This is a genomic window from Streptomyces sp. NPDC019890, from assembly GCF_044903445.1.
In the GTDB taxonomy this organism is placed as follows: Bacteria; Actinomycetota; Actinomycetes; order Streptomycetales; family Streptomycetaceae; genus Streptomyces.
In genome coordinates, this window is sequence record NZ_JBJDQK010000002.1 from 414,471 (window position 1) to 438,195 (window position 23,725).

The following is a 23,725-nucleotide window of genomic DNA, read 5'->3' on the forward strand; positions in this document are numbered from 1 at the left end:
CTGCTGTACCCCGCCATTCCTCCGCAACAAAGTTGACCAGTCCGGGACGGAGCATGGGGCGCTTTTGCTGAAGGTGCCTGTCGGAAGACCGGTCTTTCAGCCGATTCAGGGCTGTAGGACGACCAGATCGTCCCTGTGTACGACTTCACGCTCGTACTCCGGGCCCAGCTCCTGGGCGAGCTCGCGGGTGGAGCGGCCGAGCAGCTGCGGGATCTCCTTGGCGTCGAAGTTGACGAGCCCGCGGGCCACCGCCCGGCCCTCGGTGTCGCGCAGCTCGACCGGGTCCCCGGCGCTGAACTCGCCCTCGACCGCGGCGATTCCGGCCGGCAGGAGCGACTTCCGGCCCTGCACCACGGCCCGTACCGCACCGTCGTCCAGAGTCAGCGAGCCCTGCGGGGTCGAGGCGTGGGCGAGCCACAGCAGCCGGTCGGCGGAGCGGCGTCCGGTGCTGTGGAAGTAGGTGCCGGTGGCGCGGCCGGTGAGGGCGTCGGCGGCCCGTACGGCGGAGGTGAGGACGACGGGGACGCCTGCGGCCGCCGCGATCCTGGCCGCCTCGACCTTGGTGACCATGCCGCCGGTGCCGACTCCGGCCTTGCCCGCGCTGCCGATCTGCACATGGGCGATGTCGTCCGGGCCACGCACCTCGTCGATCCGCCGGCTGCCGGACTTGGCCGGGTCTCCGTCGTAGAGGCCGTCGACGTCCGAGAGCAGGACCAGCAGATCGGCCCGTACGAGATGGGCGACGAGGGCCGCGAGACGATCGTTGTCGCCGAAGCGGATCTCGTCGGTGGCCACCGTGTCGTTCTCGTTGACGACGGGGACGGCGCCCATGTCGAGCAGCTGGTCCAGGGTCCGGTAGGCGTTGCGGTAGTGGGCGCGGCGGCTGGTGTCGTCGCTGGTGAGGAGGACCTGGCCGACGCGTACACCGTAGCGCGCGAACGAGGCCGTGTAGCGGGCGACGAGCAGTCCCTGACCGACGCTTGCGGCGGCCTGCTGGCGGGCCAGGTCCTTGGGGCGGCGGGCCAGGCCCAGCGGTGCGAGACCCGCGGCGATGGCGCCGGAGGAGACCAGCACTATCTCCTTCTCGCCGCCGCTGCGGACCTTGGCGAGCACGTCGACGAGGGCGTCGACGCGATCGGCGTCGAGTCCGCCGGACGCGGTGGTCAGCGAGGACGAGCCGACCTTGACGACGATCCTGCGCGCTTGCGTTACCTGCTGTCTTGCCACTGTCACAGAGCCGAATCTATGCCAGCGCGCGCGGCGGGTGCGCGCGTATTCCACTCGCTGGACAGGCGGTGGCCGCCCGGGCGCGCAGCGGTCCCTGTCACCGCTCATCTCGACAGGCGGTGCACCAGGCGCCGTACGAAGGAGGCTCCTCGCGGGCCCGGCGCCGAATCCGCCCGGAGCGGCGTGACACGCTCCCCACCGACCTGCTCGGCGACCCGCACCTTGTAGACCGCGTCGGGGAATCCCTCAACTCCCGCCCCGAAGTGCGGATACGCGAGATACCGGTGCCCGTCCCGCTGCACCACCCCGGGTACGCTCCCGGCACGCTCGAAGGCGAGCACGTCCTTGAGGACGTCGAAGCGGCCCGTGGGGGCACAGGTGAGCCGCAGCCGTTCGCCGACCTTGAGGCGGCGCGCCACGCCGTCGGTCCAGTACGCATCCATCAGCGGTGCCACGAGGCCGAGCTTGTCCCGCCCCCGCTCGTCCGGCTGCTTCAGCACGATCGGCCCCAGCTGGGGCAGCAGCGAGGTCACAAAGGGCCTGACCATCAGCAGGTCACGTCGGTCACCGGGCGGCACATGCGCCGCGATCAGCTTCATCAGGGCGTGCGCCGCCTCGATGATGGCCGCGTGGTCGACGCCCTTGGTGACGTGCTTGCCGTCGTCCCGGCCGACCAGGTAGTAGCAGGTGTAGTCGGCGACGACGGAGACGCCGTCGGCCCGCAGATACGCCTCCATGGTGAACAGCGCGTCCTCGCCGAGCCGCATGCCCTCGTCGAAGCGCAGATCGTGGCGCAGGAGCAGCTCGCGGCGGAACAGCTTCTGCGCGCTCAGCGTGAACTTGATGTGGGAGGAGAAGACGTCCGTCCGCTCGGCGCTCTTGCGGTACATCGACCGGGGGGCGCCCCTGTTGACGCCCTCCATGCGCCCGAGCACCACGTCGGTGCCGGCCCGGTCGGCCACCGCGACCATCCGCTCCAGCGCCTCGTCACCGAGGTGGTCGTCGGCGTCGAGGAAGAAGACATAGCGGCCGCGGGCGAGCGAGAGCCCGAGGTTGCGCGGGCCGCCGGGGCCACCGGAGTTGGCCTGCCGCACCACTCGCATCTCGGCCTTGCTGCGGGCCGCGAACTCCTCCAGGCACTCCCCCGTGCCGTCCGTCGAACCGTCGTCGACGGCGACGATCTCGATCCGGTCGGCGCCGATGGTCTGTGCCTCGACCGACTCCAGGCAGCGCACCAGGTAGGGCATGGCGTCATAGGCCCCGATGATCACACTGACATCGGGTTCGTTGCCGTTCATGGCCCCATCCTGCCGCTGCCACTGCGCCGTCCTGTTACAGGACGCGAAACGGCCCGCGACTCCTTGTCCGTACGAGCTCTGTATGAGCTCCGTACGAGAGGAGTGCGGGCCGTCGTCCGTTGCAAGTGCCCCGGTACGTCAGCGGGCGACCGACGGGTCCAAGCCTGCTGCGGTGGACTCGGTCTCGGTCCCGGTAGCGCTCTCGCCCTCACCGGCCGCGGCGTCCTCCGCGGCAACCTCCGCCGCGTCGTCCATCGACAGCTCGACCAGCTGCTGTCCGGAGCCCGCGTTGCGCGCCTCGGACCGGGCGGCCAGCGCCGCCACCGCGGCGTTGAACTGCTCGATGGAGGTCGGCTCGTCGGGCCCGAGCAGATACCGCTTCAGCTCACGCCGCGCCTCCGCGAGGGCGTCCGCCGCCGGATCGGCGACGGCGTCCAGGAACTCGCCCAGTTCCTCTGCGCTGTTGGAGAGGATGACGGCGGCCCGTACGGCGGTGTTCTGCCGCTTGAACTCATCGGCACCCACCTCGGCCGAGTCGGTCACGGCATACGGCTTGCCGCTCGCGATGAAGTCCGAGACCACGCTGGAGATGTCGGACACCATGCCGTCCGCCTCGTTGAAGCAGTCGTACAGATGCGGCTGCGAGCCGGTCACCGTCTTGTGCTCCCACCAGCCGAACGAGCGCCAGTACGCGTCGTTCCACTCGGCCCGCAGGCTCTTGATCTCCGCGAGCCGCTGCGGGTCGGCGAGCGAGACCCGCGAGACCTCCGACTCGTCGCCGCCCGGCCGGCCGGGCTTGGACAGCTCGGCCAGCCGCGCCTCGACACGGGCCAGCGTCGCCTGCGCAGCGGCCTGGTCGGCCTGTGCGGCGGCGGCTTCCTTGGCCCAGCGGGGTTCGGCGGCGCGGGCGGCGGCGGCCTTGTCGACCATCGCCATGATGCGCGTGTGGACCGCCTTGGCCTTGGCGCTGCGCGTGCCGGTGAAGGGGTGCGGCTTGTAGATCAGGCGGACCGGACGCTCGGCGTCGAGCAGGCCCTTGACGATGTTCTCGCCGGCCAGCAGCAGCGAGGTGTTGCCCGGGTTGTCGTCCCAGCCCTCCCAGGTGGGGGCGTACAGGACCGTCGGGATCGGGTTCTTCGGGGTGCCGGTCCCGGTCTTGATGGAGGCCAGCTGGGGGCGGCCCACCTCGACGATGTCCTCGTCGCGTACGCCGATGTCCGCGAGGGCGTAGCGGTCGCGGCCCGCGCGGCCGGCCGTCCACACCTCGTCGTACACCTTGCTGAACGGGTTGACGCTGGCCACCTTGTCGCTGTCGCCGTGCCCGATGAAGACGTGCTTCATGGTCGGTACGCGCAGGATGTGGATGTTCTTGCCGACGTTGGCCGGGTACAGCGCGACGCGGACAGTGGACAGGTCCATGTTCATCAGATGGATGCCGCCCGGCACACAGATGACCGGCACCGAGGTCTCACCGAGCTGCGGCACGATGTAGCGCTCGCGCAGAATGATCAGCGGCCGGGCCTCCAGCTGCTCCATCGTCTCGACCCACATCTTGACCTGGTACGCCGACTCCTTGGAGCCGGAGAAGTACAGGACCACGGTCGGCCGGTACTCGTTCAGCCACGCGTCGATCCCCTTGAGCACCTTGGCAGCGGTGGGCACGCGCCGGCTCGCCCGGATGTACCGGAAGAGGGCCGCGGTGTAGAGGACGGCCAGGCCGACGCTGACGCCGAGGCCGACGTACGCGACGACGGCGGTGTCCATCCGGGTGGCGGCCAGCACGCCCGCCACGGCGGGGATGTCCAGGTGGAGCATCTTCTCCGAGGAACGGTGCAGCAGCAGCTTCGGCGGAGCGTCCGGGATCTTCAGGCCGTACAGGTCGACATTGCGCGTCACCACCGGCATCGTGCGGCGCAGCCGGATCAGGGTGGCCAGGGCGCCGTGCGGGGCCTGGAGGCCGAAGATGAGCAGGAAGCCGCCGACCGCGACGTAGAAGAGCGTCTGCTCGGCGAGGTTCAGCCGGGACAGCAGCAGCACCAGCAGCAGCTGACGCACCAGGAAGTGCATCGGCAGACCAAACTTGATCTTGTTCAGTCTGTTGACGAGATAACTGCCCCGCTGATGCAGGTACCAGTCCGCGACATACGTCACGACAGCGGCCGCGACGAAGCCCCAGAAACTGGGAATCAGCGCGGCGATGAGCGCGCACGGAAAGCCCAGTCCCAGAAGGACTGCGGCGACCAATTCAGATCCGCTGCCCACGCGGGCCAGACGAATGGCGGTCGAAATCAAGAACCTGCTCCAGGGGGTGCCGGTTTTACCACATTAAATAAGCAATCGCGAAGACCAGGCTTCACGAATTCGGGCCTCTGCGATCGCAATTTCGGCGACCACAGAGGCCCTAAATTCAATTATTCGTAATTATTACACATCTTCCTGACGATCCAGGACGGATGCCAATGCCTGCTCGAACCCGGACGCCTCGCTGGCCTCGCGGGTCGGGTCCTGCTGCCGTACGTCGATGACGTGGCCGGTCAGCTCGGAGAGCAGGACGTCGAGAGAACTCCTGGCCACCGCCTCGGAGGAGAGCAGCGAACCGCTCGGCTCCTGGCCGAAGGCCTTGGTGCGCATCGGGGTCGCCGTGCGCTCCGGATTCACGCAGTTCACGCGAATTCCTTCGCCGGCCCATTCGTCGGAGAGGGCCTGGGTCAGGTTGACCATGGCCGCCTTGGTCGACGAATAGAGACTGTACTCGGCGCGCCCGCGGGTGTAACTGGAGGAGGTGTACAGGAGCAGCTGCCCCTTGGTCTCCGCCAGATACTTGTACGAGGCACGGGCAATCTGGACCGGCGCCAGGTAATTGACGTTCAACGCCTCCTGAATGGTGGTGTTGTCCGTCTCCGCGAGCTTGCCGATGCGCAGCACACCCGCGGTGTTGATGACGTAGTCGATCCGGCCCGTCTCGGAGTACGCCTTGGAGAGGGCGTCGTCGACATGCTCCGGGTTCTCGACATGCGTGCCGGTGGTGGAGCGGCCGAGCGCGTACACATGGGCGCCGTACCGCTTGGCCAGTTCGGCGATGTCCGCGCCGATGCCGTACGAGCCGCCGAAGACGACCAGGGTGCGGCCCGCGAGCAGTTCGCGGTACGCCGCCTCGTCCGCCTGCCGGGGCGAGGTGGTCGTGGCCAGCTGGAACAGCTTGTCGGCGATGAACACGTCGACCGGCTGGGTCACCTTCATGTTGTACTCGTCGCCCGCGACGACATAGATCGGCACGTCCGGCAGATACTTCAGGACCACCGAACAGTCGTCGGTGGCCTGGAAGTTGGGGTCGCCCGCCGCTACCTCGTACGCCCTGCGGATGGTGGAGAGCTTGAATGCCTGCGGCGTCTGACCGCGGCGCAGCCGCGAGCGGTCGGGGACGTCGGTGATGAATTCGCCATCCTCGCCGTGGGTGCGGGTCACGATGATCGTGTCCGCCGACGGGATTGCGACATCGACGGCCTGGTAGCGGTCGAGGGCGTCGACACAGTCCTGGATCACACGCTGTGACAAAAGCGGACGGACAGCGTCATGGAACAGGACGTTGCGGTCCTCGCCGTCGGCAAGTCCCTCGCTCAGCGCGGCGATCGCGCGCTCGGTGGTCTCGTTGCGGGTCGAGCCGCCTTCGATGACCCGGGTGACCTTGGTCAGTCCGGCCTTTGCGATGATCTTCTCCACGTCAGGCACAAAACCCGGCGCCATCAGCACGATCACGTCATCGATGGACTCGGCCTGCTCGAAGATCGTCAGCGTGTGCTCGATGACAGCCTTGCCGGCGATCTTCAGCAGCTGCTTGGGGATCGACAGGCCCACGCGCTGGCCGGTACCACCGGCGAGCACGACTGCTGTGGTGCGGGGCTTGGCTATGGGCTGCACTGACACAGACGACGACCTACCTTGCGGGGGCTGGGGAACATTCCGATAGTTGCACTCTGCGTCACCGTCTCGCAAGGCGGTCGCCTTTCACTCCACACCGCTACGCAACCTGTTGTTTGCCTTGTGAACAGGGCGGATTAGGCCATGCTCGGCGATTGGCCGGGTGACGGACACCACACGGGAACGGGTTGCGCATCACTCCTGCACCCAAAAAGCCTTAACAAGTCCGACTCTCGGAATCCATGTACGGGAAATCTCTACAGATCAACCACGTTGAGAGCCAGATCATTGGATGCCGTGTAGAGGAAGCGGACCCGCACCCGCTGCTTCGGTCTCCTGAGGACATTCTTCGCGAGCGCGCGCACAAGACTCCCCTTCCTCTTCTTCGGGAGGATGGTCAGCGGATAGTTGTAGATGTCCTTCTTCATCACCACGTCGTCAAGCACCCTGCCCACCTTGACCGGTTGGGCATTCGGTGCATAGCAGACAAATACCTCCCAGATATCGTGCGCGGTGACTTGTTGAGCGGCAGGCGCCGCGCAGGGAACGGTGAAGTGGAAGCCCTTTTCCCCGTCCCACTGCCCGGTGAAGGTCAGTTCGTGCGCTTTGCCGCGACGACGCAGTACGAGCACCGGGTCGCCGACCACCGTCGCCGGGCCGAGCAGGCTGCCGGACAGGGCGATCTTCTTGCCGACGAGCCGGACGTGAGAGACCTCGGCATGCATGGGACGGACCCACGACCGCAGCACGAGCGTGCCCCTGGCCTTGTCGACATACGGCACAAGGTTGCGGACGGGGCCGCCGGGCACCAGCCGCTCGGCGGCGTGCATGGCGCCACGCTGGTCGACATTGCGGCTGCCGAGGCGGGCGCGCGCACCGGTCGCCGCCGACTCGGCGAAGAGCTCCCAGACACCTTCACCGAGCTGCTCGTCGGCCGGTATCGTCGCGACCCCGTCCGGGCCGAAGGGGAAGGTGCGGACCTCGGTGCTGCCCGCGGTCCGTACGCACAGCAGCTGCAGCCCGGCGTCATCGGCCGCCGAACGCGGGCCGACCAGGGTGATGGCCAGCTCGCCGTCGCGGCGCACGACGCAGTCCGCCACGGGCGCGAAGTCCGGTACCGGGCCGCGCTGCGATGTGGCGGCGGCCAGCTCCTCGAAGAGGTTCTCGTACTCCTTGACGACCTGCGCGGGGTCGAAGCGGCGGGCGCTCTCCCGCGCGGCCGTGCCCAGCCGGCGTCGCAGATCCTCGTCGTCGATCAGCTTGAGCAGCGCGTCGACGATGGCCAACACATCGCCGACCGGCACGAGAAGGCCGTCCACGCCGTCCTTGATGATCTCGCGCGGTCCGTAGTCGCAGTCGGTGGAGATCATCGGCAGACCGCAGCGCATGGCCTCCACGAGCGTCATGCCGAACGACTCGTGGCGCGAGGTGGAGACGGCGATGGCGCCCTTCGCCCACTCGGGTTCGATGGGTGAATGGGGCCCCATCAGGTGGACCTTGTTGTAGAGGCCCATCTTCAGGATCTGGTCGCGGAGTCTGGGGCGCTGGTCGCCGCCGCCGTAGATGCGCAGCACCCAGTCCGGCCGCACCTCGGCGACCTTGGCGAAGGCGTTGATGAGGACGTTGTACTGCTTCTCGGACGCGAGGCGGCCCGCCGCGACGACGACCTTGCCCGTCCCGTCGGAGGGAGCGATCTGCGGCTCGGGGACGCTGTTGGGGATGGACAGCACGCGGGTACTGGGCAGCGGCATCTTCTCCCGCCAGACCACGGCGTCACCCTCGGAGACCGTCACAAAGGCGTCCATCGAGGCGAGATGCTCGTACATCTCGGCCCGCAGCGCCGCCTTGTGGTGGTTGTGCGTCATGTGTTCCTGGCCGATGCGGACCGCCCCGTCGGGGGCGAACTGCGCGATGTACGCGACGAGTCCGGGCCGGGTGCCGACGACGATGTCCGCGTCGGAGGCGGCGTAGTGCGCGCGCACGCGGTCGTCGGTGAGGCGGCTGTACTCCTTGTAACGCGCCTCGCTCTGCGGGAAGAACGCGGCGGGCTGGAGCTGGAAGGGGTGCTCCTTCTCGTTCGTCGGAGAGTTCGGACGGGTGTCGACGAGCGGGACGACGGAGATCCGGGGGTCGATGTTGAAGAGCGGGACGTCACGGTGCCGGAAGACCGAAACGATCTCCACCTCGTGCCGGTTCACCAGCTCTTCGGCGAGGTTGAGGGTGGTGCGGATCGTCCCGCCAATACCGTAAACGGTATGGATCAGGAAGGAGATCTTCATCGGCCCTTGGTGCTCCGTTCAGCTGAGACTCGGGTGACGTACAAATGAGGCCCCGTCACGCCAGCTAGACGGGCCTGGTGGCCGGGAGGTTGCCCTGATCCGACGATTTAGCAGGATGCGGTGGAGCAGAACGGGACGAACTCGCCGTACACACCTACTGTGCCCTGTCCCGCGGGCCGCGCGGGACAGGGCACAAGCTGACAAACCGGCGCGGCGGGCGTCGGCCGACCGCGCTCGGCCCTAGAAGGGGTCGAACTCGTCGAACTCGCGCTGCGCGTCGTCCCGCTCCGCCTCGCGGTCCCGGCGCCGCTGCGCCGCCGGACGCGGGGCCTCAAGGCGGTGGTCCTCGCCGCGTCGGCCCAGCATTTCCGCACCCGCCATCATGGTGGGCTCCCAGTCGAAGACGACCGCGTTGTCCTCGGGGCCGATGGCCACGCCGTCGCCCGCACGGGCACCGGCCTTCATCAGCTCCTCCTCGACACCGAGGCGGTTGAGGCGGTCGGCCAGATAACCGACGGCCTCGTCGTTGTTGAAGTCGGTCTGGCGCACCCAGCGCTCCGGCTTCTCACCGCGCACCCGGAAGAGGCCGTCCTCCTCCTTGACGACCGTGAAGCCCGCGTCGTCGACCGCCTTCGGGCGGATGACGATACGGGTCGCCTCCTCCACCGGCTTGGCCGCGCGCGCCTTGGCGACGATGTCGGCAAGGGCGAAGGAGAGCTCCTTCAGGCCCGTACGAGCCACCGCCGAGGCCTCGAAGACCTGGTAGCCGCGCTCCTCCAGGTCCGGGCGGATCATGTCCGCGAGGTCCTGGCCGTCCGGGATGTCGATCTTGTTGAGGACGACGATCCGCGGGCGGTCGTCGAGCCCGCCGTACTGCTTGAGCTCCTCCTCGATGATGTCGAGGTCGGAGACCGGGTCGCGGTCGGACTCCAGCGTCGCGGTGTCCAGCACATGCACCAGCACCGAGCAGCGCTCGACATGGCGCAGGAACTCCAGGCCCAGGCCCTTGCCCTGGCTGGCGCCCGGGATCAGGCCGGGGACGTCGGCGATGGTGTAGACGGTCGATCCGGCGGTGACCACGCCGAGGTTCGGCACCAGCGTCGTGAAGGGATAGTCCGCGATCTTCGGCTTGGCCGCGCTGAGCACCGAGATCAGCGAGGACTTGCCGGCGCTCGGGTAGCCGACCAGCGCCACGTCGGCGACGGTCTTGAGCTCCATGACCACGTCACGCGTCTCGCCCGGCTCACCGAGCAGCGCGAAGCCGGGCGCCTTGCGGCGGGCGGAGGCCAGCGCGGCGTTGCCGAGGCCGCCGCGGCCGCCCTGGCCCGCGATGAAGGTGGTGCCCTGGCCGACCAGGTCGGCGAGCACATTGCCCTGCTTGTCGAGTACGACGGTGCCGTCCGGCACGGGCAGGACCAGGTCCTGGCCGTCCTTGCCGGAGCGGTTGTCGCCGGCGCCGGGCTGGCCGTTGGTGGCCTTGCGGTGCGGGCTGTGGTGATAGTCGAGGAGCGTGGTGATCGACTGGTCGACGACCAGGATCACATCACCGCCACGGCCGCCGTTGCCGCCGTCGGGGCCGCCGAGCGGCTTGAACTTCTCCCGGTGTACGGAGGCGCAGCCGTGGCCTCCGTTACCCGCGGCGACATTCAGCTCGACGCGGTCCACGAAGGTGGTCATGGGTACGTGCCTCCAGTAAGTACGGAAATGTCTGAGACGTGCTGTGTCTCTTGCACAACACGCGAAAGGCGGACCCACTTCCCGAACGGGAAGTGAAGTCCGCCCTCGCAAAGCTTCCGATCAGGCGACCGGAACGATGTTCACGACCTTGCGGCCACGGTGCGTGCCGAACTGCACGGCACCGGGCTGCAGCGCGAACAGGGTGTCGTCGCCACCGCGACCGACGCCCGCACCCGGGTGGAAGTGGGTGCCACGCTGGCGGACCAGGATCTCACCGGCGAGCACGACCTGACCGCCGAAGCGCTTCACGCCGAGCCGCTGAGCGTTGGAGTCGCGCCCGTTCCGAGTGGACGATGCGCCCTTCTTGTGTGCCATCTCTCCTCAGTCCCTTACTTCGCAGCCGCGGGGATGCCGGTGACCTTGATCGCCGTGTACTGCTGACGGTGACCCTGGCGACGGCGGTAGCCGGTCTTGTTCTTGTAGCGAAGGATGTCGATCTTCGCGCCCTTGTGGTGGTCCACGACCTCGGCCGTGACCTTGATACCGGCCAGCACCCACGGGTCGCTGGTCACGGCGTCACCGTCGACAACGAGCAGGGTCGAGAGCTCGACCGTGTCGCCAACCTTGGCAGTGGAAATCTTGTCAACCTCAACGATGTCGCCGACAGCAACCTTGTGCTGGCGACCACCGCTGCGCACGATGGCGTACACGCGGATCTCTCTCTCGCTCGGAACGGAACCTCTGATGCCAGCCGCTCGCACAGGCCGAAGCCTGCGGCGATCCGGAAGGACGAGCGGCCTCTCCCGAACCGGCGGAGCCGTCGGGAGGGAGTTGCTCAGGGGTGGGCGTGCATGGAAACACACCGAGGGTCAAGGTTACGGGGCCCGCCCCAGGGGGTCAAACCGGGTACGCGCCATGAATCCCTGGTGGATGTCCGCCGTGGCCTGTTGAATGTGCGCTCGTGTCTCTGCGCTCCCTGATCACCATGCCTCGTATGCTCCGCCACGGCTCGGCCGTGGGCGCGGATCTGCCGCCGGACGAGGCCGTCACCGTCGATGCCGTGGCCGATCCCGCCCTGCGCGCCTCGCTGAGCGCCGCCGCGGCCGGCGACGCCGCTCCGGCCCGCGAGTTGCTTGCCGAGACCCGGCTCGGCGCCCAGTGGGAGCGGCGCAGTGTGTGCGTCACGAGGCTGGCCGAGAGCGCGCTGCACAACCCGGGCTGGCTGGAGGGCTGGCTGGCCCGGTCGCCCGAGGACCCCGACGCGGTGCTCGTGAAGGCGGATCTCTGTATCCAGCAGGCCTGGGAGATACGTACCGGCTACCGGGCCCGGCATGTGTCCGAGGACCAGTTCCGGGCCTTCTTCACGCTGCTCGACGACGCGATTCCGGTGATCTCCGCGGCGGCCGCGCTGAACCCGACCGACCCGGTGCCTTGGGAGATCGCGCTCACGCACGCACGGGGCATCCAGGCGCCACGCGATGTGTTCGACGCCTACTGGGCCGAGGCCGTCGCCCGCGCCCCGCACCACTACGGCTGCCACGCCACCGCGCTGCAGTACCTCTGCGACAAGTGGTACGGCTCGCACGAGGAGATGTTCGACTTCGCCGAGCGGGCCGCCGCCGGAGCGCTGCCCGGCTCGAAACTGCATGCGCTGCCGCTGCTGGCCGCCATCGAGTACGAGGTGGTCTCCGACGACTCCACCGAGGACGGCCCGATCGACCGCGCCCGCATCGAGGCCGCCGTCACCCGCGCCCTGGAGCTCTCCGCCCGGTACGCGCCGGGCGACCCGGAGGCCGCAGGGTTCCGCAATCACCTCGCCCTGCTGCTGATCTTCGCCGAGCGCTGGAGCGAGGCCCTGGAGGTCTTCCGGGCGATCGGCGTGCACGCGCGCGCGTACCCGTGGGCGTACGTCGGCGAAAGCCGCAAGGAGTTCCTGGAGTTCCGCCTGGGTGTACGGATGCAGGTCGCCTCCACGACCCCCTTCTTCGGCAGGCCGCCGGGGCCCACGACCCGGGCGGCCGCCGTCCCCCCGGTCCCCGCTCCGCGCTCGCTGGCGATAGCCGCGGCCCCGCCGGACGAGGTCGCCGAGGCGGCATTGATGTGCGGCGTCTCCCTCCGTATAGCCCCGGCGCCCTCCCTTTCCCCTTCCCCGGCCCCGGCCCGTATGAGCTACGTCGAACTCGTCCCCGACCCGTCCCCCGGCAAGCGCGCGACCCTCGCGGCCGGCGAGGAACTGCTGACGGCCGCCGCCGACAACTTCACCACCGGTGAGAAGTGGCCCGCCCTGGTCCTGCGCCGCACGGCCGACCGCTGCGGCTTCACGCTCTTCCACAAGGGCAAGCCACGCGCGTCCCATCTGTGGGACCCCTCGGCACCCGTCACCGACCACGCCGAGGCCACCGCCACCGCGGGGGCGCTCGCCGCGCTCTTCCCGGTGCCGGACCAGCGCCCCCTGATCACCCTGCTACGCGGCACGAACGACCCGGCCGGGCGCCAGTCGGCACTGGTGGCGGCGCTCGGACTGCCCCCGCTCCCGGACGGCTTCGGCGAACGCGACGAGATCCTGGACGGCGCCCCGGGGGCCCAACTCCTCCGCCGCCGTGGGGTGTTGAAGGGCATCCGCGACACCATGTCGACGGACCTGGGCACCCCGGCCCTCCCCGTCCCACGCCCGAGACGCTGGTGGGTGCTGCGGACGGCGGGCCTGGCAATCCTCGTCCCAGCGGCGGCGTACGCCTGGTGGTCCCCGGAGGTGAGCTGGTACCGCACGCTGGTCCCGAGCACGGCGGCCCTGTACCTGGCGCTCCAGCTGCGGAAGGCCTGGGTCCAGCGGCGCTGAGCGCGGTGCGCGCCGTATGCTCGCCGGGCGAAGCCGCGCACCGGAAGGCAGAGAAGTGAACTACAGGGTCCAGCCCACCGCCCAGGTCGACGAGAGCGCCGTGATCGGCGACGGAAGCAGCGTCTGGGAGCTCGCCCAGATCCGCGAGGGCGCAAAGCTCGGCGAGGGCTGTGTCGTCGGTCGCGGTGCGTATGTCGGGACCGGTGTGCAGATCGGCGACAACGTCAAGCTGCAGAACTACGCCCTGGTGTACGAGCCCGCCGAGCTCGGCGACGGTGTCTTCGTCGGCCCCGCCGTGGTGCTCACCAACGACCACAACCCGCGCTCCGTCGACCCCGAGGGCAAGCAGAAGCGCGGCGGCGACTGGGAGGCCGTGGGCGTCAAGGTCGCCGAGGGTGCCTCGCTCGGTGCGCGTTGCGTGTGTGTCGCGCCGGTGCGGATCGGGCGCTGGTCCATGGTCGCCGCGGGCGCCGTCGTCACCAAGGACGTGCCGGACTTCGCGCTGGTCGTCGGCGTACCGGCGCGGCAGATCGGCTGGGTCGGCCGGGTCGGTGTCCGGCTGGTCGAGCGCGAGAGCGAGGCGGGTGTGTGGGAGTGCCCGCAGACCGGTGCCGTGTATGTGGAGAAGGACGGCGTGCTCAGCGAGCGCAGCTAACCGTGCTCGACGAGCGCGGCTGACCCGTCCGACGTCACACCTATGCGCTCTCCTCGGCCGCAGAGCCCGCTTCAGGCTTCGATACGCTGGGCCCCTGCGTCATGTTGTGCGAAGGGAACCAGATGAAAAGCCACGTGCTCTATCTCGCGCTCGGAACGTACCGGGTTCGGGCAGCACGCGAGCATGTCAAGGAACTTGCGTCGTCCGGGTCGCAGATCGTGCTGGTCGTCACGGACGGCGAGGAGTGGGCGGAGACCACCGACGAACTCTCGCGCCTGGACGGCGTGGATGTCGTGCGGCTCTCCCGCGACAAGCACGGCTCCGCATGGCCCGCCGCCAAGAAGCTGGTCTCCGACAAGTCGGGGCCCTTCGCCAAGGCCGAGCGGCTGATCGCCGGTGACGCACACGCGCTGCCGGTGGCCTGGGCGGCCGCCAAGCGCCGGCCGGAGCTCACGCTGGAGCTGGAGCCCGCCAACACGGACAGCCACACCGCCGGGCCTTCGGACCTCGCGGTGATCACCCCCTGGTACCCGTCGCCGAACAACCCGTACGCCGGGTCTTTCGTTCAGGCGATGACGGCGGCAGTGGCCGACCAGTTCGACCGGGTCACGGTCCTGCACACCGAGGACTGGTCGGGCAGGGCCCACCCCGCGCTCAACGACGCGATCAAGGTCACCACGGACCGCCTCCAGGAGCGCCGGGACCTCATCCCGGTCGTGGACAGCCCCGAGGGCACGGTCGTGCGGGTCCCGGTGCCGCTGATAAACCGCAAGAACTACAGCCCCTGGGTCGCCGCCCAGGAGAAGGCGCTCCTCCCCGCGCTGCCCACGGGGAAGATCGAGGCACCGCTCATCCACGCCCACACCGGCATCTACGGCGGTGTGCTCGCCCTCCACCTGGCCAAGCCGGACGCGCGGGTGGTCGTCACCGAGCACTCGTCCTTCCTCGACAGGGTCTTCGCGCAGCCCGCCGCCCGTGAGCTGTACGGCGAGGTGCTGGTGCGGGCAGACGCGTTCCTGTGCGTCAGCACCCGGCTGCGGGACCAGATCGCCGAGGAGTTCCCGGCGTACGCGCACAAGCTCAGCGTCGTACCGAACATGATCGACTTCGGTCGCTTCACCCCCGGCCCCGAGCGCTCGCCGGAGCTGCTCAGCTGGCTGTACGTGGGCCGTCTGATCAAGCCGAAGGGCGTCGACGAACTCCTTGAGGGCTTCGCGCTGGTGGCGAAGAAGGAGCCGCGGGCCACCCTCACCCTGGTCGGCCACGGGCCCCGCGAGGAGGATCTCGCCGCCCGCGCCAAGGAGCTCGGCCTCGCCGACCGGGTCAGCATTCTGCCGCCGGTGTCCCCCGAGGACGTCAACGAACTGATGCACCGTCACGATCTGCTGGTGCACGCCAGCAAGGGCGAGACCTTCGGCATGACGGTCGTCGAGGCGGTCACCGCCGGGCTGCCCGTCCTCGCCACCCGCAGCGGTGGCCCGCAGGAGAGCCTGGCCGGGATCGAGTCCAGGGCCGGCGCGTTCATGGACGTCAGCGAGGACCCCAGGGTCATCGCCGACGCCTACTGGCAGCTGCGCCAGGACACGGCCGGGATCGACCTGCCGGCGGCCCGTGAGGTCCTGGAGAGCAGGTACGGCACCGAGGCGGTGGCCAAGCAGCTCATCTCGGTCTACGAGGGCACCCCGCTGCCCGCCGCAGAGGTGGCGGCCCCGGTCGTGAACGCGCCCGAGAGTGCGCCCGCCGTCGAGGAGCAGGCCCCGAAGCAGACCGCGCCGAAGACCGCCGCGCCGACGGAGCCGATCGGGCGCGCGGTCATCCTCGCGCTGACGCCCCCCGGCAAGCCCCGGCGCATCGTGGAATTCGCCAACTTCCTTGTCGAGGTGGGCGTGGAGGTGACCCTCGTCGCGGGCCGGGCCGACAACTTCTGGCAGCGCGCACAGCTGGACGCGCGCGTCCCCGTGATCAGCATCGAGGACGCCGAGAAGAAGCTGCGCATCCCGCGCGGCGAGCGTTTCCTCGTCTACCGCGCCCCGCGCGCGGTGCTGCGCAAGGCCCGGAAGATGGCTGCCCGCAACCGCGCGTCCATCGGCCCGGAGCTCGCCGTCGCGTCCGTGCAGCGGGCGCACACCCGGGCCGCCAACGCCTTCCACAAGAAGATCTTCAACCGTGGGTACAAGGAGATCCGGCCGCAGCTGCTGTCCCGTATGGCCAAGCGTGTGGCCCTCCCGGAGCTGCGTCTCGATCTCGCCGACCATGTGTTCGTGAGCGACATCAACTCCACGGTGACGGGCTGGAAGTGGGCCAAGGCCCATCCGCATCTCACGGTCACCATGCACCTGGACCGGGAGATCTACGCCCCGAAGGGCGAGTGAGCTTCCGAGCCGCCAACGGCGAAGGCCCCGACCGGAGTTCCGGTCGGGGCCTTCGCCGTTGCGGTTCTAGTTTTCCGAAGCGCTCTGCGAAGTGCTCGCCGAAGCCTCGGCGGGCTCGCGGCCGATGATGGTCCGCAGCTGCTCCTCGAACGGCTTGAGCACCGCGTCACGCTGGTACTTGTCCGCGTGCCGACGCGCGCTCTCGCGCTGCTCCGGCGTCAGATCACGCGCGGCCTTGCCCGCCGCGACCATCGAAGCCGCGAGAGCGTCCACGTCCAGGCTGTCGGCGTTGAACCAGAGCGGGTAGCCCTCCAGCACGTCCTGGGCGGCGATGCCCGGCGCGTGAACCGAGACGATCGGGTGCCCGAAGGCCATGTACTCGAAGATCTTGCCGGAGGTCACGTACTTGCCGCCGCCGGCCAGGAAGACCAGCACGTCGGCGTCCTCGTAGACCCCGCCGACCTCGGTCTTGGAGACCGGGCCGCAGTAGCGCAGACCGGTGTCCTCGGCGCCGTTCTCGGGGCCCTCCTCGTCCAGGCCGAGCTTCTTCTTCAGCGTGGCCGGGCTGTTCTTGAAGAAGCCGAGATGGCCGTGGATCTGCAGCTCGGCGTCCGCGAGGTCCGGGTGACGGCGGGCGATCTTGAACGCCTCCGCCATCTCCTCTACCGGCTGCTTGACGGTGAGCGTGCCGAGGTAGGCGAACTTCAGCGGACGCGTGGACCCGTCCGCGGAGGGCTCCACCACGGTCGCGGGCTGCTCCTCGGCCCCGGAAGGCTCCGGCGCCGCCGGAATCACATCGGCGTCCCAGCCGTTGGGGACGACCATCATGCGGTCCGCGACCTCCGGATACCGCTCGGCGTGCCAGCCCCGCAGCGCCTCGTTCACGAACACTGAGGCGGAAGCCCTGTTCAGCATCCGCTTCTCCCAGGCCCAGGCGATGTGGCCCTTGGGGAAGGCGGGCTCGTCGTGGAAGAGGTCCAGGGTCCACGAGTCGCGGTAGTCCATGACGTACGGAACACCCGTGAGCCGGCTGAACAGCCACGCCGCACCGAAGGACGCGAACGGGTTGCCGGTGGCCACCACGATGTCGAAGCGCTTCTTGGAGTGCAGCTTCAGCGCCCGTACGACGGAGGCCCAGGCCCACGACGAATAGCGCTCCGGGAAGAGCTTCGTCTGGCTGAACTGGTACACGCGCTTCGCCATCAGCGGGAAGCTGCGGCGCAGCCAGCTGAACTCACGCAGATCCTGCTGCCAGGTGTACTGGTTGAGCTCCGGACGCTCCACCCGGATGCGGGGGTCGACGGTCTCGGAGAGACCCTCGTCGACCGAGCCGATCCTCTTGTAGAGGAAGTCCAGCGGCGACGCGAAGACCGTGACGTCCCAGCCCTTCTCCACCAGATGGTTGGCCGTCGCCCTGGCGCGGTACACGCCGCTGGCCCGGGAAGGCGGAAAGTAGAACGCCAGGTAGAGCACGCGGGGCCGCCGGCCGCTGCGGTTCTTCATGAATCTTCCTCGTTGTCGAAATCAGCGAGCGGCTGAGGTCTGCGGGGACACGTCGGAGTCGATGCCGTAACTGACCCTGGGGACTGCCAGGCCCTCCGACTCCCACGCCTGAATCAGTTGTACGGCACGGGGCACCGAAAGCGCATCGGCCACCACCATGAGCTCCGGGCCCTTGCGCGGCGAGAAGTGGCGCCAGACCATCCGGTCGGCGAGCTTCGGCCACACCCGGCGGTGCAGCGGAACGAAAACCCTGCGGTGTATACGGCCCGCCACTCGGCGCTCGTAGGCCTTGAGGGCCCGCTTGGCCCTGCTGCGGAGCGGGCCGCGGCCGGCCACTCGCACCACGAGCCGCGGCACGCGGTAGAGCACCAGGCGCTCCAGCCGGCGCGGCAGATGGCTCGCCTCCAGCTCGTCGGCCGTCACCAGCTCGACCTCGGGGGCGAAGCCCTGGTCGAGCCACGGCTTGCGCGCGCCGACCAGGACGACCGCACGGTCGCCGCGCGCCACCACTTCCGCCGACTCTTCGACCACGGCCCGCTTGCGGGAGGCGCCGAGAGCCAGGAACAGGACCTGCATGTCACTCCATCACGGGGAGTCGGGGAACCAGAGACGGTAGTGCGCCTGGGCGACGGCCTCGTAGCCGTACTGCGCGGCCAGCTGGTCCTGGGCGCGCTTCAGATCCAGACCGCTGCTGTCGAAGCGGCTGCGCAGGCGCCAGTAGCCGTCCCTGATCGACTCGGCGTTCTCTTCCACATCGATGAGCTCGCCGGCCGCGTCCTCGATGCCGGCCAGCGTCTTCTCGGGCCCTCCGCAGCGGGTCACCAGCACCGGCATACCGGCGGCGATGCCCTCCACGATGGTCATGCCGAAGGTCTCGTACCGGCTCGGGTGCACCAGCAGGTCGTGCTCGCGCATCAGGTCCAGCGCCTGCTCGTGCGGGATCGAGCCGGGAAGGTCGACGGCGTCGCTCAGCCCGAGCTCGGCGACCCGGTCGGTCAGCGTCCGCCGCAGCGGGCCCTCACCCACCAGCGTCAGCGTCAGCGTCGGGTCCTCGGCGTAGCACTCGGCGAAGGCCTCGACCAGCCAGTTGACGCCCTTGAGCTCGACCATGCTGCCCAGGTACAGCCACTTGCGCAGCTCGGTGACCGGGGCGGGGCGACTCTCGTCGAAGGAGATCGGGTTGGGGATGCGCAGGATCTTCTCCGCGTGGTGCGGGAACTGCCTGCTCAGCACCTCGGTGACCTTGTCCCCGACCGCGAAGAAGCCGGTGACTCGGGCCAGCAGCTCGTCGTACAGCTCCACGGCGTCCGGGTCCTGGAAAACCCGCTCAAGGAAGGAGGCGTGCTCGGTGACGAAGACCCGCGCGTCCGGCCGGGCGTTCTGCAGGGCGGCCCAGCCGCTGGGGAGCCCGACATGGGCGTGCACGACCGGGGCGTCGATGGGCTTGCCGCCGAGGGCCGCGCGCAACTGCCGTTCGTGACTGCGGGACTGTGCGCCGTAGTCCTGGCCGCGCGGGGTGGTGACCGGGAACTGCACCAGCTCGGCGCCGCCGGCGGTGGGCACGCGGTGCGCGGCACGGGTCACCAGTTTGCCACCGGCCGTTTCCACCGCTTGAGTGGTGGCTGCGTCCATCGGGGCGACCCATGGGTCGCAGTGGTAGACCACGAAGCTGTCACAGCCCGGGGCCGTCGCACCGACCATTGCCTGGACGAAGGATCCTCGGAAAGGCAGCTCACGTGTGGGATACCACGGCGTGACTACGGCCGCATCCCTGGATGCTGCCTGATTCATTACCGACTTCCTCCCCGGAGCACACGTCGAGGCGTCACTTTATCATCGGACGGAATTCGGTCTTCGGCCCCGCCGGGGGGCCGGTAACCCAAGGTATCGAGGAGCAGTTCACGGTGAAGGTCATCAGCGTCGTCGGCGCTCGTCCCCAATTGGTCAAACTCGCACCGATCGCCGCCGCGTTCGCGGAAACCGACCACCAGCATGTGATTGTTCACACGGGTCAGCACTATGACGCCGACCTTTCCGACGTCTTCTTCTCGGGCCTTGGCATTCCGGACCCCGACGTACATCTGGGCATCGGCTCGGGCAGCCACGGCGCCCAGACCGGCGGTGTGCTCACCGCGATGGACCCGGTCCTCGACGCCGAGCAGCCCGACTGGGTCCTGGTGTACGGCGACACGAACTCGACGCTCGCCGGTGCGCTGTCCGCCGTGAAGATGCACCTGCCGGTGGCGCACCTGGAGGCCGGGCTGCGCTCCTTCAACCGCCGGATGCCCGAGGAGCACAACCGCATCCTCACCGACCACGCCGCCGACCTGCTGCTCGCGCCGACCGAGGAGGCCATGCGTCACCTGGCGGCCGAGGGGCTGAGCAAGCGCTCCGTGCTGGCGGGTGACGTCATGGTCGACGTGTGCCTGCGGATCAGGGACGCAGTGCTGGCCGGCGAGCACCCCAAGCCCGTGCTGCCCGAGGGCATCGACCCCGAGGCGCCGTACCTGCTGGCGACGCTGCACCGCCCGGACAACACCGACGACCCGAAGCGCCTGGCGGCGATCGTCGACTCGCTCGCGAGCCTGCCGGTGCCGGTCGCGCTGCTGGCGCACCCGCGCCTCGTCGTGCGCGCCGAGGAGCACGGCATCAAGCTGAACCAGGGCTCGCTGCACTCGGGCCGTCCGCTGCCGTACGCAGGCCTGGTCGCGGCCGTCCTCGGGTCGGCCGGTGTGGTCACGGACTCGGGCGGTCTGCAGAAGGAGGCGTTCCTGCTGGACCGCGTCTGCACCACGATCCGCCCGGAGACCGAGTGGGTCGAGACGCTGGAGGGCGGCTGGAACCAGCTGGTCCCGAACCCGCACGAGCTGGACGCCGCCGAGTGGGCCAAGATCGCCACCCGGCCGGCCCCGGCGGCCGAGCGCGGCACCCCGTACGGCGACGGCCGGGCGGCCCACCGCGTGGTGGAGTTCCTGGAGCAGCACAAGCGCTAGTACGTACGGCGAAGGCCCCGGTCACCTCCTGCGAGGTGACCGGGGCCTTCGTATCAGCCGCCGATGACGACGCGGCGTACGCCTTCCCAGCGTGCCGGGTCGGTGGTGCGCCGGCCGTCGACCAGGACGCGGACGTCCGGCAGGTCGGAGGCCGCGAGCTCGCGGTACTCGGCGTGGTCGGCCTGCAGGATGGCCGCGGTGACGACCTGTCCCTCGTGCGGGGTCAGACCGTGCGCGGTGAGCTCCTCGGACGTGTACATCGGGTCCGAGACGAAGGGGACGGCCCCGCGCGCCTTGAGCGCCTCGACGGTCGGGAAGACGCCGGAGAACGCCGTCTCCTTGACGCCGCCGCGGTAGGCCGCGCCGAGCACCAGCACGCCCACGCCGTCCAGGTCGCCGTAGGCGGCGGCCAGCAGGTCCACGGCGTACTCCGGCATGGCGGCGTTCGCCTCGCGCGCCGAACGCACGACGGTGGCCTCCGGGTCGTTCCACAGGTACATCCGCGGGTAGATCGGGATGCAGTGGCCGCCGACGGCGATGCCGGGCTGGTGAATGTGGCTGTAGGGCTGCGAGTTGCAGGCCTCGATGACCTTCTTGACGTCGATGTCGTTCTTGTCGGCGAAACGGGCGAACTGGTTCGCCAGGCCGATGTTGACGTCGCGGTAGGTGGTCTCGGCGAGCTTCGCCAGCTCGGAGGCCTCGGCGGTGCCCAGGTCCCAGACGCCGTTCGGCTGCGCCAGGTCGTCGCGCTCGTCGAAGTCGAGCACCTGCTCGTAGAACTCCACGCCGTGCTTGGCGGAGGCCTCGTCGATGCCGCCGACGAGCTTGGGGTAGCGGCGCAGGTCGGCGAAGACACGGCCGGTGAGCACCCGCTCCGGCGAGAAGACCAGGTGGAAGTCCTTGCCCGCGGTGAGCCCGGAGCCCTGCTCCAGCATCGGCGCCCAGCGGGTGCGGGTGGTGCCGACCGGCAGGGTGGTCTCGTACGAGACGAGGGTGCCGGGCTTGAGTCCGGCGGCGATCGCCTTGGTCGCGGAGTCCATCCAGCCGAAGTCCGGCACGCCCTCGGCGTCCACGAACAGCGGGACGACGACCACGACGGCGTCGGACTCGGCGACTGCGGCCGCGGTGTCGGTGGTGGCCGACAGCAGTCCGGCGTCGACGGTCTCCTTGAGCAGACGGTCGAGGTCGTGCTCGCCGGGGAAGGGCTCGGTGCCGGCGTTGACCAGCTCGACGACCTTCTCGTTCACATCGGCGCCGATGACCTTGTGGCCCTTGGCGGCGAACTGCACGGCGAGCGGCAGCCCGATCTTGCCGAGCGCGACTACACAGATATTCATCGGGTTACTTTCCTCTTCAACCGGACCAGCAGGGGCCGCACACGCGGCCACACCTTATTCTCGGGCGGGAACAGCAGGCCGGTCAGTATGACCATCCTGCCCTTCTGGTTCACACGCGCGCCCACCCGATACGCGGTGCCGCTGCGCCAGCGCCGGGCCAGCGGCATGGGCTTGTCCTTGCCACGCACGGGGATCTCGTACGTCGATCCCGCGACGTCCACATGGACGCGCACCCCGAGCGAGGCCTGACGGGGCTCTATCGGGATCCGCCCACGGACGATCGTGCCGGCACCGTCGGCCGTCACTTCCTGGGCGAACTCCCCCACGGGGGCAGGCAGTTCATGACCGACGCGCAGCCGGCGGCCGCCGGCCTTGTCCGCGCTCTTGGGCATCGAGCCCTGGATGAGACGGATGACGGCCGACTCGGTGTCGCCGGTCAGCCCGAGCCGTACCGCGATGGCCAGCGAGAGATCCTCGCCGTCCTGCTCCCACTCGGCCGAGACCAGCTCCGTGCCCGAGGCGAGCTGGGCGGCCACCGACTCCCCGGTCACCTCGAAGACCCGGTCGGGGATGTTCAGTACGGGGTCCCTGAAGCCCGGGTAGCGGGCGTAGGCCCGGCCGTCCTCCAGGTGGAACGGCGGAGCGCCGTTCTCCTCCTCCGCCTCGATCGCCCGGGTGAGCTCGTCCACCGCGCCGCGCTGGGCCAGGGTGAGCCTGACCCGCCGCATGACCGGCAGGGCGTCGCTCAGCGAGTCCGTGAGGTACTCGTCGGCCAGCTCGGCGATACCGGCGGCCACCTCGCGCCGGGTCCCCGCGTCCAGCGCCGGGAAGTCGCCCTTGAGGAGCTTGGAGAGCTCCCAGTTGAAGTGACGCTCGAACAGCGTGTCCCGCCGGTGCCCCGCCTCGACCAGCCCGGCGGCGTGATGCAGGATCCTCGCGGTGCAGCGCAGCCGTGACAGATGGCTGGACTTGTAGGTGATGTTGCTCGCGTCCCCGCGCTTCACCGCGTAGTAGTACGTGTAGTCCGCGAGCACCGAGATCTTGCCGGCCCTGACGCACGCCTCGATGGTGAACGGCATGTCGCTGCCGACCGGCAGGTCCTCGGGGAACCGCAGGTTGTACTTCTCCACCAGCTCACGGCGGAACAGCTTGGTGTTGGCCAGCGTGTACGGCAGCGCCGAGTCGAACATGCTGATGTCCGGGTTGCTCTTCTTGAAGAGCGCCTGGTGGACATAGCGGCCGTTGGTGCCGACCATCTTGCCGATCACGACGTCGGACTCGTGCTTGTCGGCGTAGGCCACCATCCGCTCCAACGCCTCTTTGCCGAGGTGGTCGTCGGAGCCGATGAAGTAGACGTAACGTCCGGTGACCAGGTCCAGCGCCCTGTTGCTGGGCGCGGCCGGGCCACCGGAGTTCGCCTGGTGTATCACCTTGACGGTGTCCGGGTACTTCTTCGCGAAGCGGTCGAGCTCCGCTGCGCTGTCGTCCGTGGAACCGTCGTCGACGGCCACGATCTCAAGCCTGTCCAAGCCAATGCTCTGCCCGACAAGGGAGTTAAGGCAATCCGTCAGGTACGGCATCGTGTTGTACACGGCGACGACGACGGAAACATCAGGACTGGTCAAGG

The 23,725-nt window shown here is 69.2% G+C and carries 17 protein-coding genes; 4 read left to right on the forward strand and 13 right to left on the reverse strand.

Annotation, left to right across the window (positions count from 1 at the left end; translation table 11 throughout):
- Positions 1 to 105: 105 nt before the first annotated feature.
- From proB to rplU, 8 genes are all read right to left on the reverse strand, one after another.
- Positions 106 to 1,233: a glutamate 5-kinase gene (proB, locus tag ACI2LP_RS06315; RefSeq protein ID WP_404723386.1), complete on the reverse strand. Its 1,128-nt coding sequence runs from the start codon at positions 1,231 to 1,233 to the stop codon at positions 106 to 108.
- Positions 1,234 to 1,331: 98 nt separating this feature from the next.
- Positions 1,332 to 2,525, reverse strand: coding sequence for a glycosyltransferase family 2 protein (locus ACI2LP_RS06320; RefSeq protein ID WP_404723387.1), 1,194 nt, complete (start codon positions 2,523 to 2,525; stop codon positions 1,332 to 1,334).
- 138 nt (positions 2,526 to 2,663) lie between these two features.
- Complete coding sequence (locus tag ACI2LP_RS06325) at positions 2,664 to 4,787, reverse strand: hypothetical protein (RefSeq protein ID WP_404723388.1); 2,124 nt, start codon at positions 4,785 to 4,787, stop codon at positions 2,664 to 2,666.
- Between the two features lie 162 nt (positions 4,788 to 4,949).
- On the reverse strand, positions 4,950 to 6,449 hold the full coding sequence (locus ACI2LP_RS06330) for a D-ribitol-5-phosphate cytidylyltransferase (RefSeq protein WP_404723389.1): 1,500 nt from the start codon (positions 6,447 to 6,449) through the stop codon (positions 4,950 to 4,952).
- A 251-nt stretch (positions 6,450 to 6,700) separates the two neighbouring features.
- Positions 6,701 to 8,722 (reverse strand): glycosyltransferase family 4 protein, encoded by a 2,022-nt coding sequence (locus ACI2LP_RS06335; RefSeq protein WP_404723390.1) that lies wholly within the window; start codon positions 8,720 to 8,722, stop codon positions 6,701 to 6,703.
- Between the two features lie 240 nt (positions 8,723 to 8,962).
- A complete protein-coding gene (gene obgE, locus ACI2LP_RS06340; protein ID WP_404723391.1) occupies positions 8,963 to 10,399 on the reverse strand; it encodes a GTPase ObgE in 1,437 nt (478 codons plus the stop codon).
- A gap of 120 nt (positions 10,400 to 10,519) precedes the next feature.
- Positions 10,520 to 10,774, reverse strand: a complete 255-nt coding sequence (rpmA, locus tag ACI2LP_RS06345) for a 50S ribosomal protein L27 (RefSeq protein WP_307663554.1) — start codon at positions 10,772 to 10,774, stop codon at positions 10,520 to 10,522.
- A gap of 14 nt (positions 10,775 to 10,788) precedes the next feature.
- Positions 10,789 to 11,109, reverse strand: coding sequence for a 50S ribosomal protein L21 (gene rplU, locus ACI2LP_RS06350; RefSeq protein ID WP_015033583.1), 321 nt, complete (start codon positions 11,107 to 11,109; stop codon positions 10,789 to 10,791).
- Positions 11,110 to 11,393: 284 nt separating this feature from the next.
- On the opposite strand from rplU, the gene ACI2LP_RS06355 reads away from it, so the two are divergent.
- From ACI2LP_RS06355 to ACI2LP_RS06365, 3 genes are all read left to right on the forward strand, one after another.
- Positions 11,394 to 13,238: a hypothetical protein gene (locus ACI2LP_RS06355; RefSeq protein WP_404723392.1), complete on the forward strand. Its 1,845-nt coding sequence runs from the start codon at positions 11,394 to 11,396 to the stop codon at positions 13,236 to 13,238.
- Between the two features lie 55 nt (positions 13,239 to 13,293).
- Positions 13,294 to 13,893, forward strand: a complete 600-nt coding sequence (locus ACI2LP_RS06360) for an acyltransferase (RefSeq protein WP_404723393.1) — start codon at positions 13,294 to 13,296, stop codon at positions 13,891 to 13,893.
- 122 nt (positions 13,894 to 14,015) lie between these two features.
- Complete coding sequence (locus ACI2LP_RS06365; protein ID WP_404723394.1) at positions 14,016 to 16,265, forward strand: glycosyltransferase family 4 protein; 2,250 nt, start codon at positions 14,016 to 14,018, stop codon at positions 16,263 to 16,265.
- 66 nt (positions 16,266 to 16,331) lie between these two features.
- On the opposite strand, the gene ACI2LP_RS06370 is transcribed toward ACI2LP_RS06365, so the two are convergent.
- From ACI2LP_RS06370 to ACI2LP_RS06380, 3 genes are read right to left on the reverse strand one after another with little or no spacing between them, the layout of a single operon-like run.
- Complete coding sequence (locus ACI2LP_RS06370) at positions 16,332 to 17,768, reverse strand: glycosyltransferase (protein WP_404723395.1); 1,437 nt, start codon at positions 17,766 to 17,768, stop codon at positions 16,332 to 16,334.
- Between the two features lie 21 nt (positions 17,769 to 17,789).
- Entirely contained in the window at positions 17,790 to 18,344 is a 555-nt protein-coding gene (locus tag ACI2LP_RS06375) for a hypothetical protein (RefSeq protein ID WP_404723396.1), read from the reverse strand.
- A 9-nt stretch (positions 18,345 to 18,353) separates the two neighbouring features.
- Positions 18,354 to 19,469: a glycosyltransferase family 4 protein gene (locus ACI2LP_RS06380; protein ID WP_404723397.1), complete on the reverse strand. Its 1,116-nt coding sequence runs from the start codon at positions 19,467 to 19,469 to the stop codon at positions 18,354 to 18,356.
- Positions 19,470 to 19,672: 203 nt separating this feature from the next.
- On the opposite strand from ACI2LP_RS06380, the gene wecB reads away from it, so the two are divergent.
- Positions 19,673 to 20,761, forward strand: coding sequence for a non-hydrolyzing UDP-N-acetylglucosamine 2-epimerase (gene wecB, locus ACI2LP_RS06385; RefSeq protein WP_360880979.1), 1,089 nt, complete (start codon positions 19,673 to 19,675; stop codon positions 20,759 to 20,761).
- Between the two features lie 53 nt (positions 20,762 to 20,814).
- On the opposite strand, the gene ACI2LP_RS06390 is transcribed toward wecB, so the two are convergent.
- Together ACI2LP_RS06390 and ACI2LP_RS06395 are read right to left on the reverse strand one after the other, a co-directional pair.
- A complete protein-coding gene (locus tag ACI2LP_RS06390; protein ID WP_404723398.1) occupies positions 20,815 to 22,098 on the reverse strand; it encodes a nucleotide sugar dehydrogenase in 1,284 nt (427 codons plus the stop codon).
- The gene (locus tag ACI2LP_RS06395; protein ID WP_404723399.1) at positions 22,095 to 23,723 is read right to left on the reverse strand and encodes a glycosyltransferase family 2 protein; all 1,629 of its coding nucleotides are present in this window, start codon (positions 23,721 to 23,723) and stop codon (positions 22,095 to 22,097) included. The genes ACI2LP_RS06390 and ACI2LP_RS06395 overlap by 4 nt, the downstream gene beginning before the upstream one ends.
- Between the last annotated feature and the right edge of the window lie 2 nt (positions 23,724 to 23,725).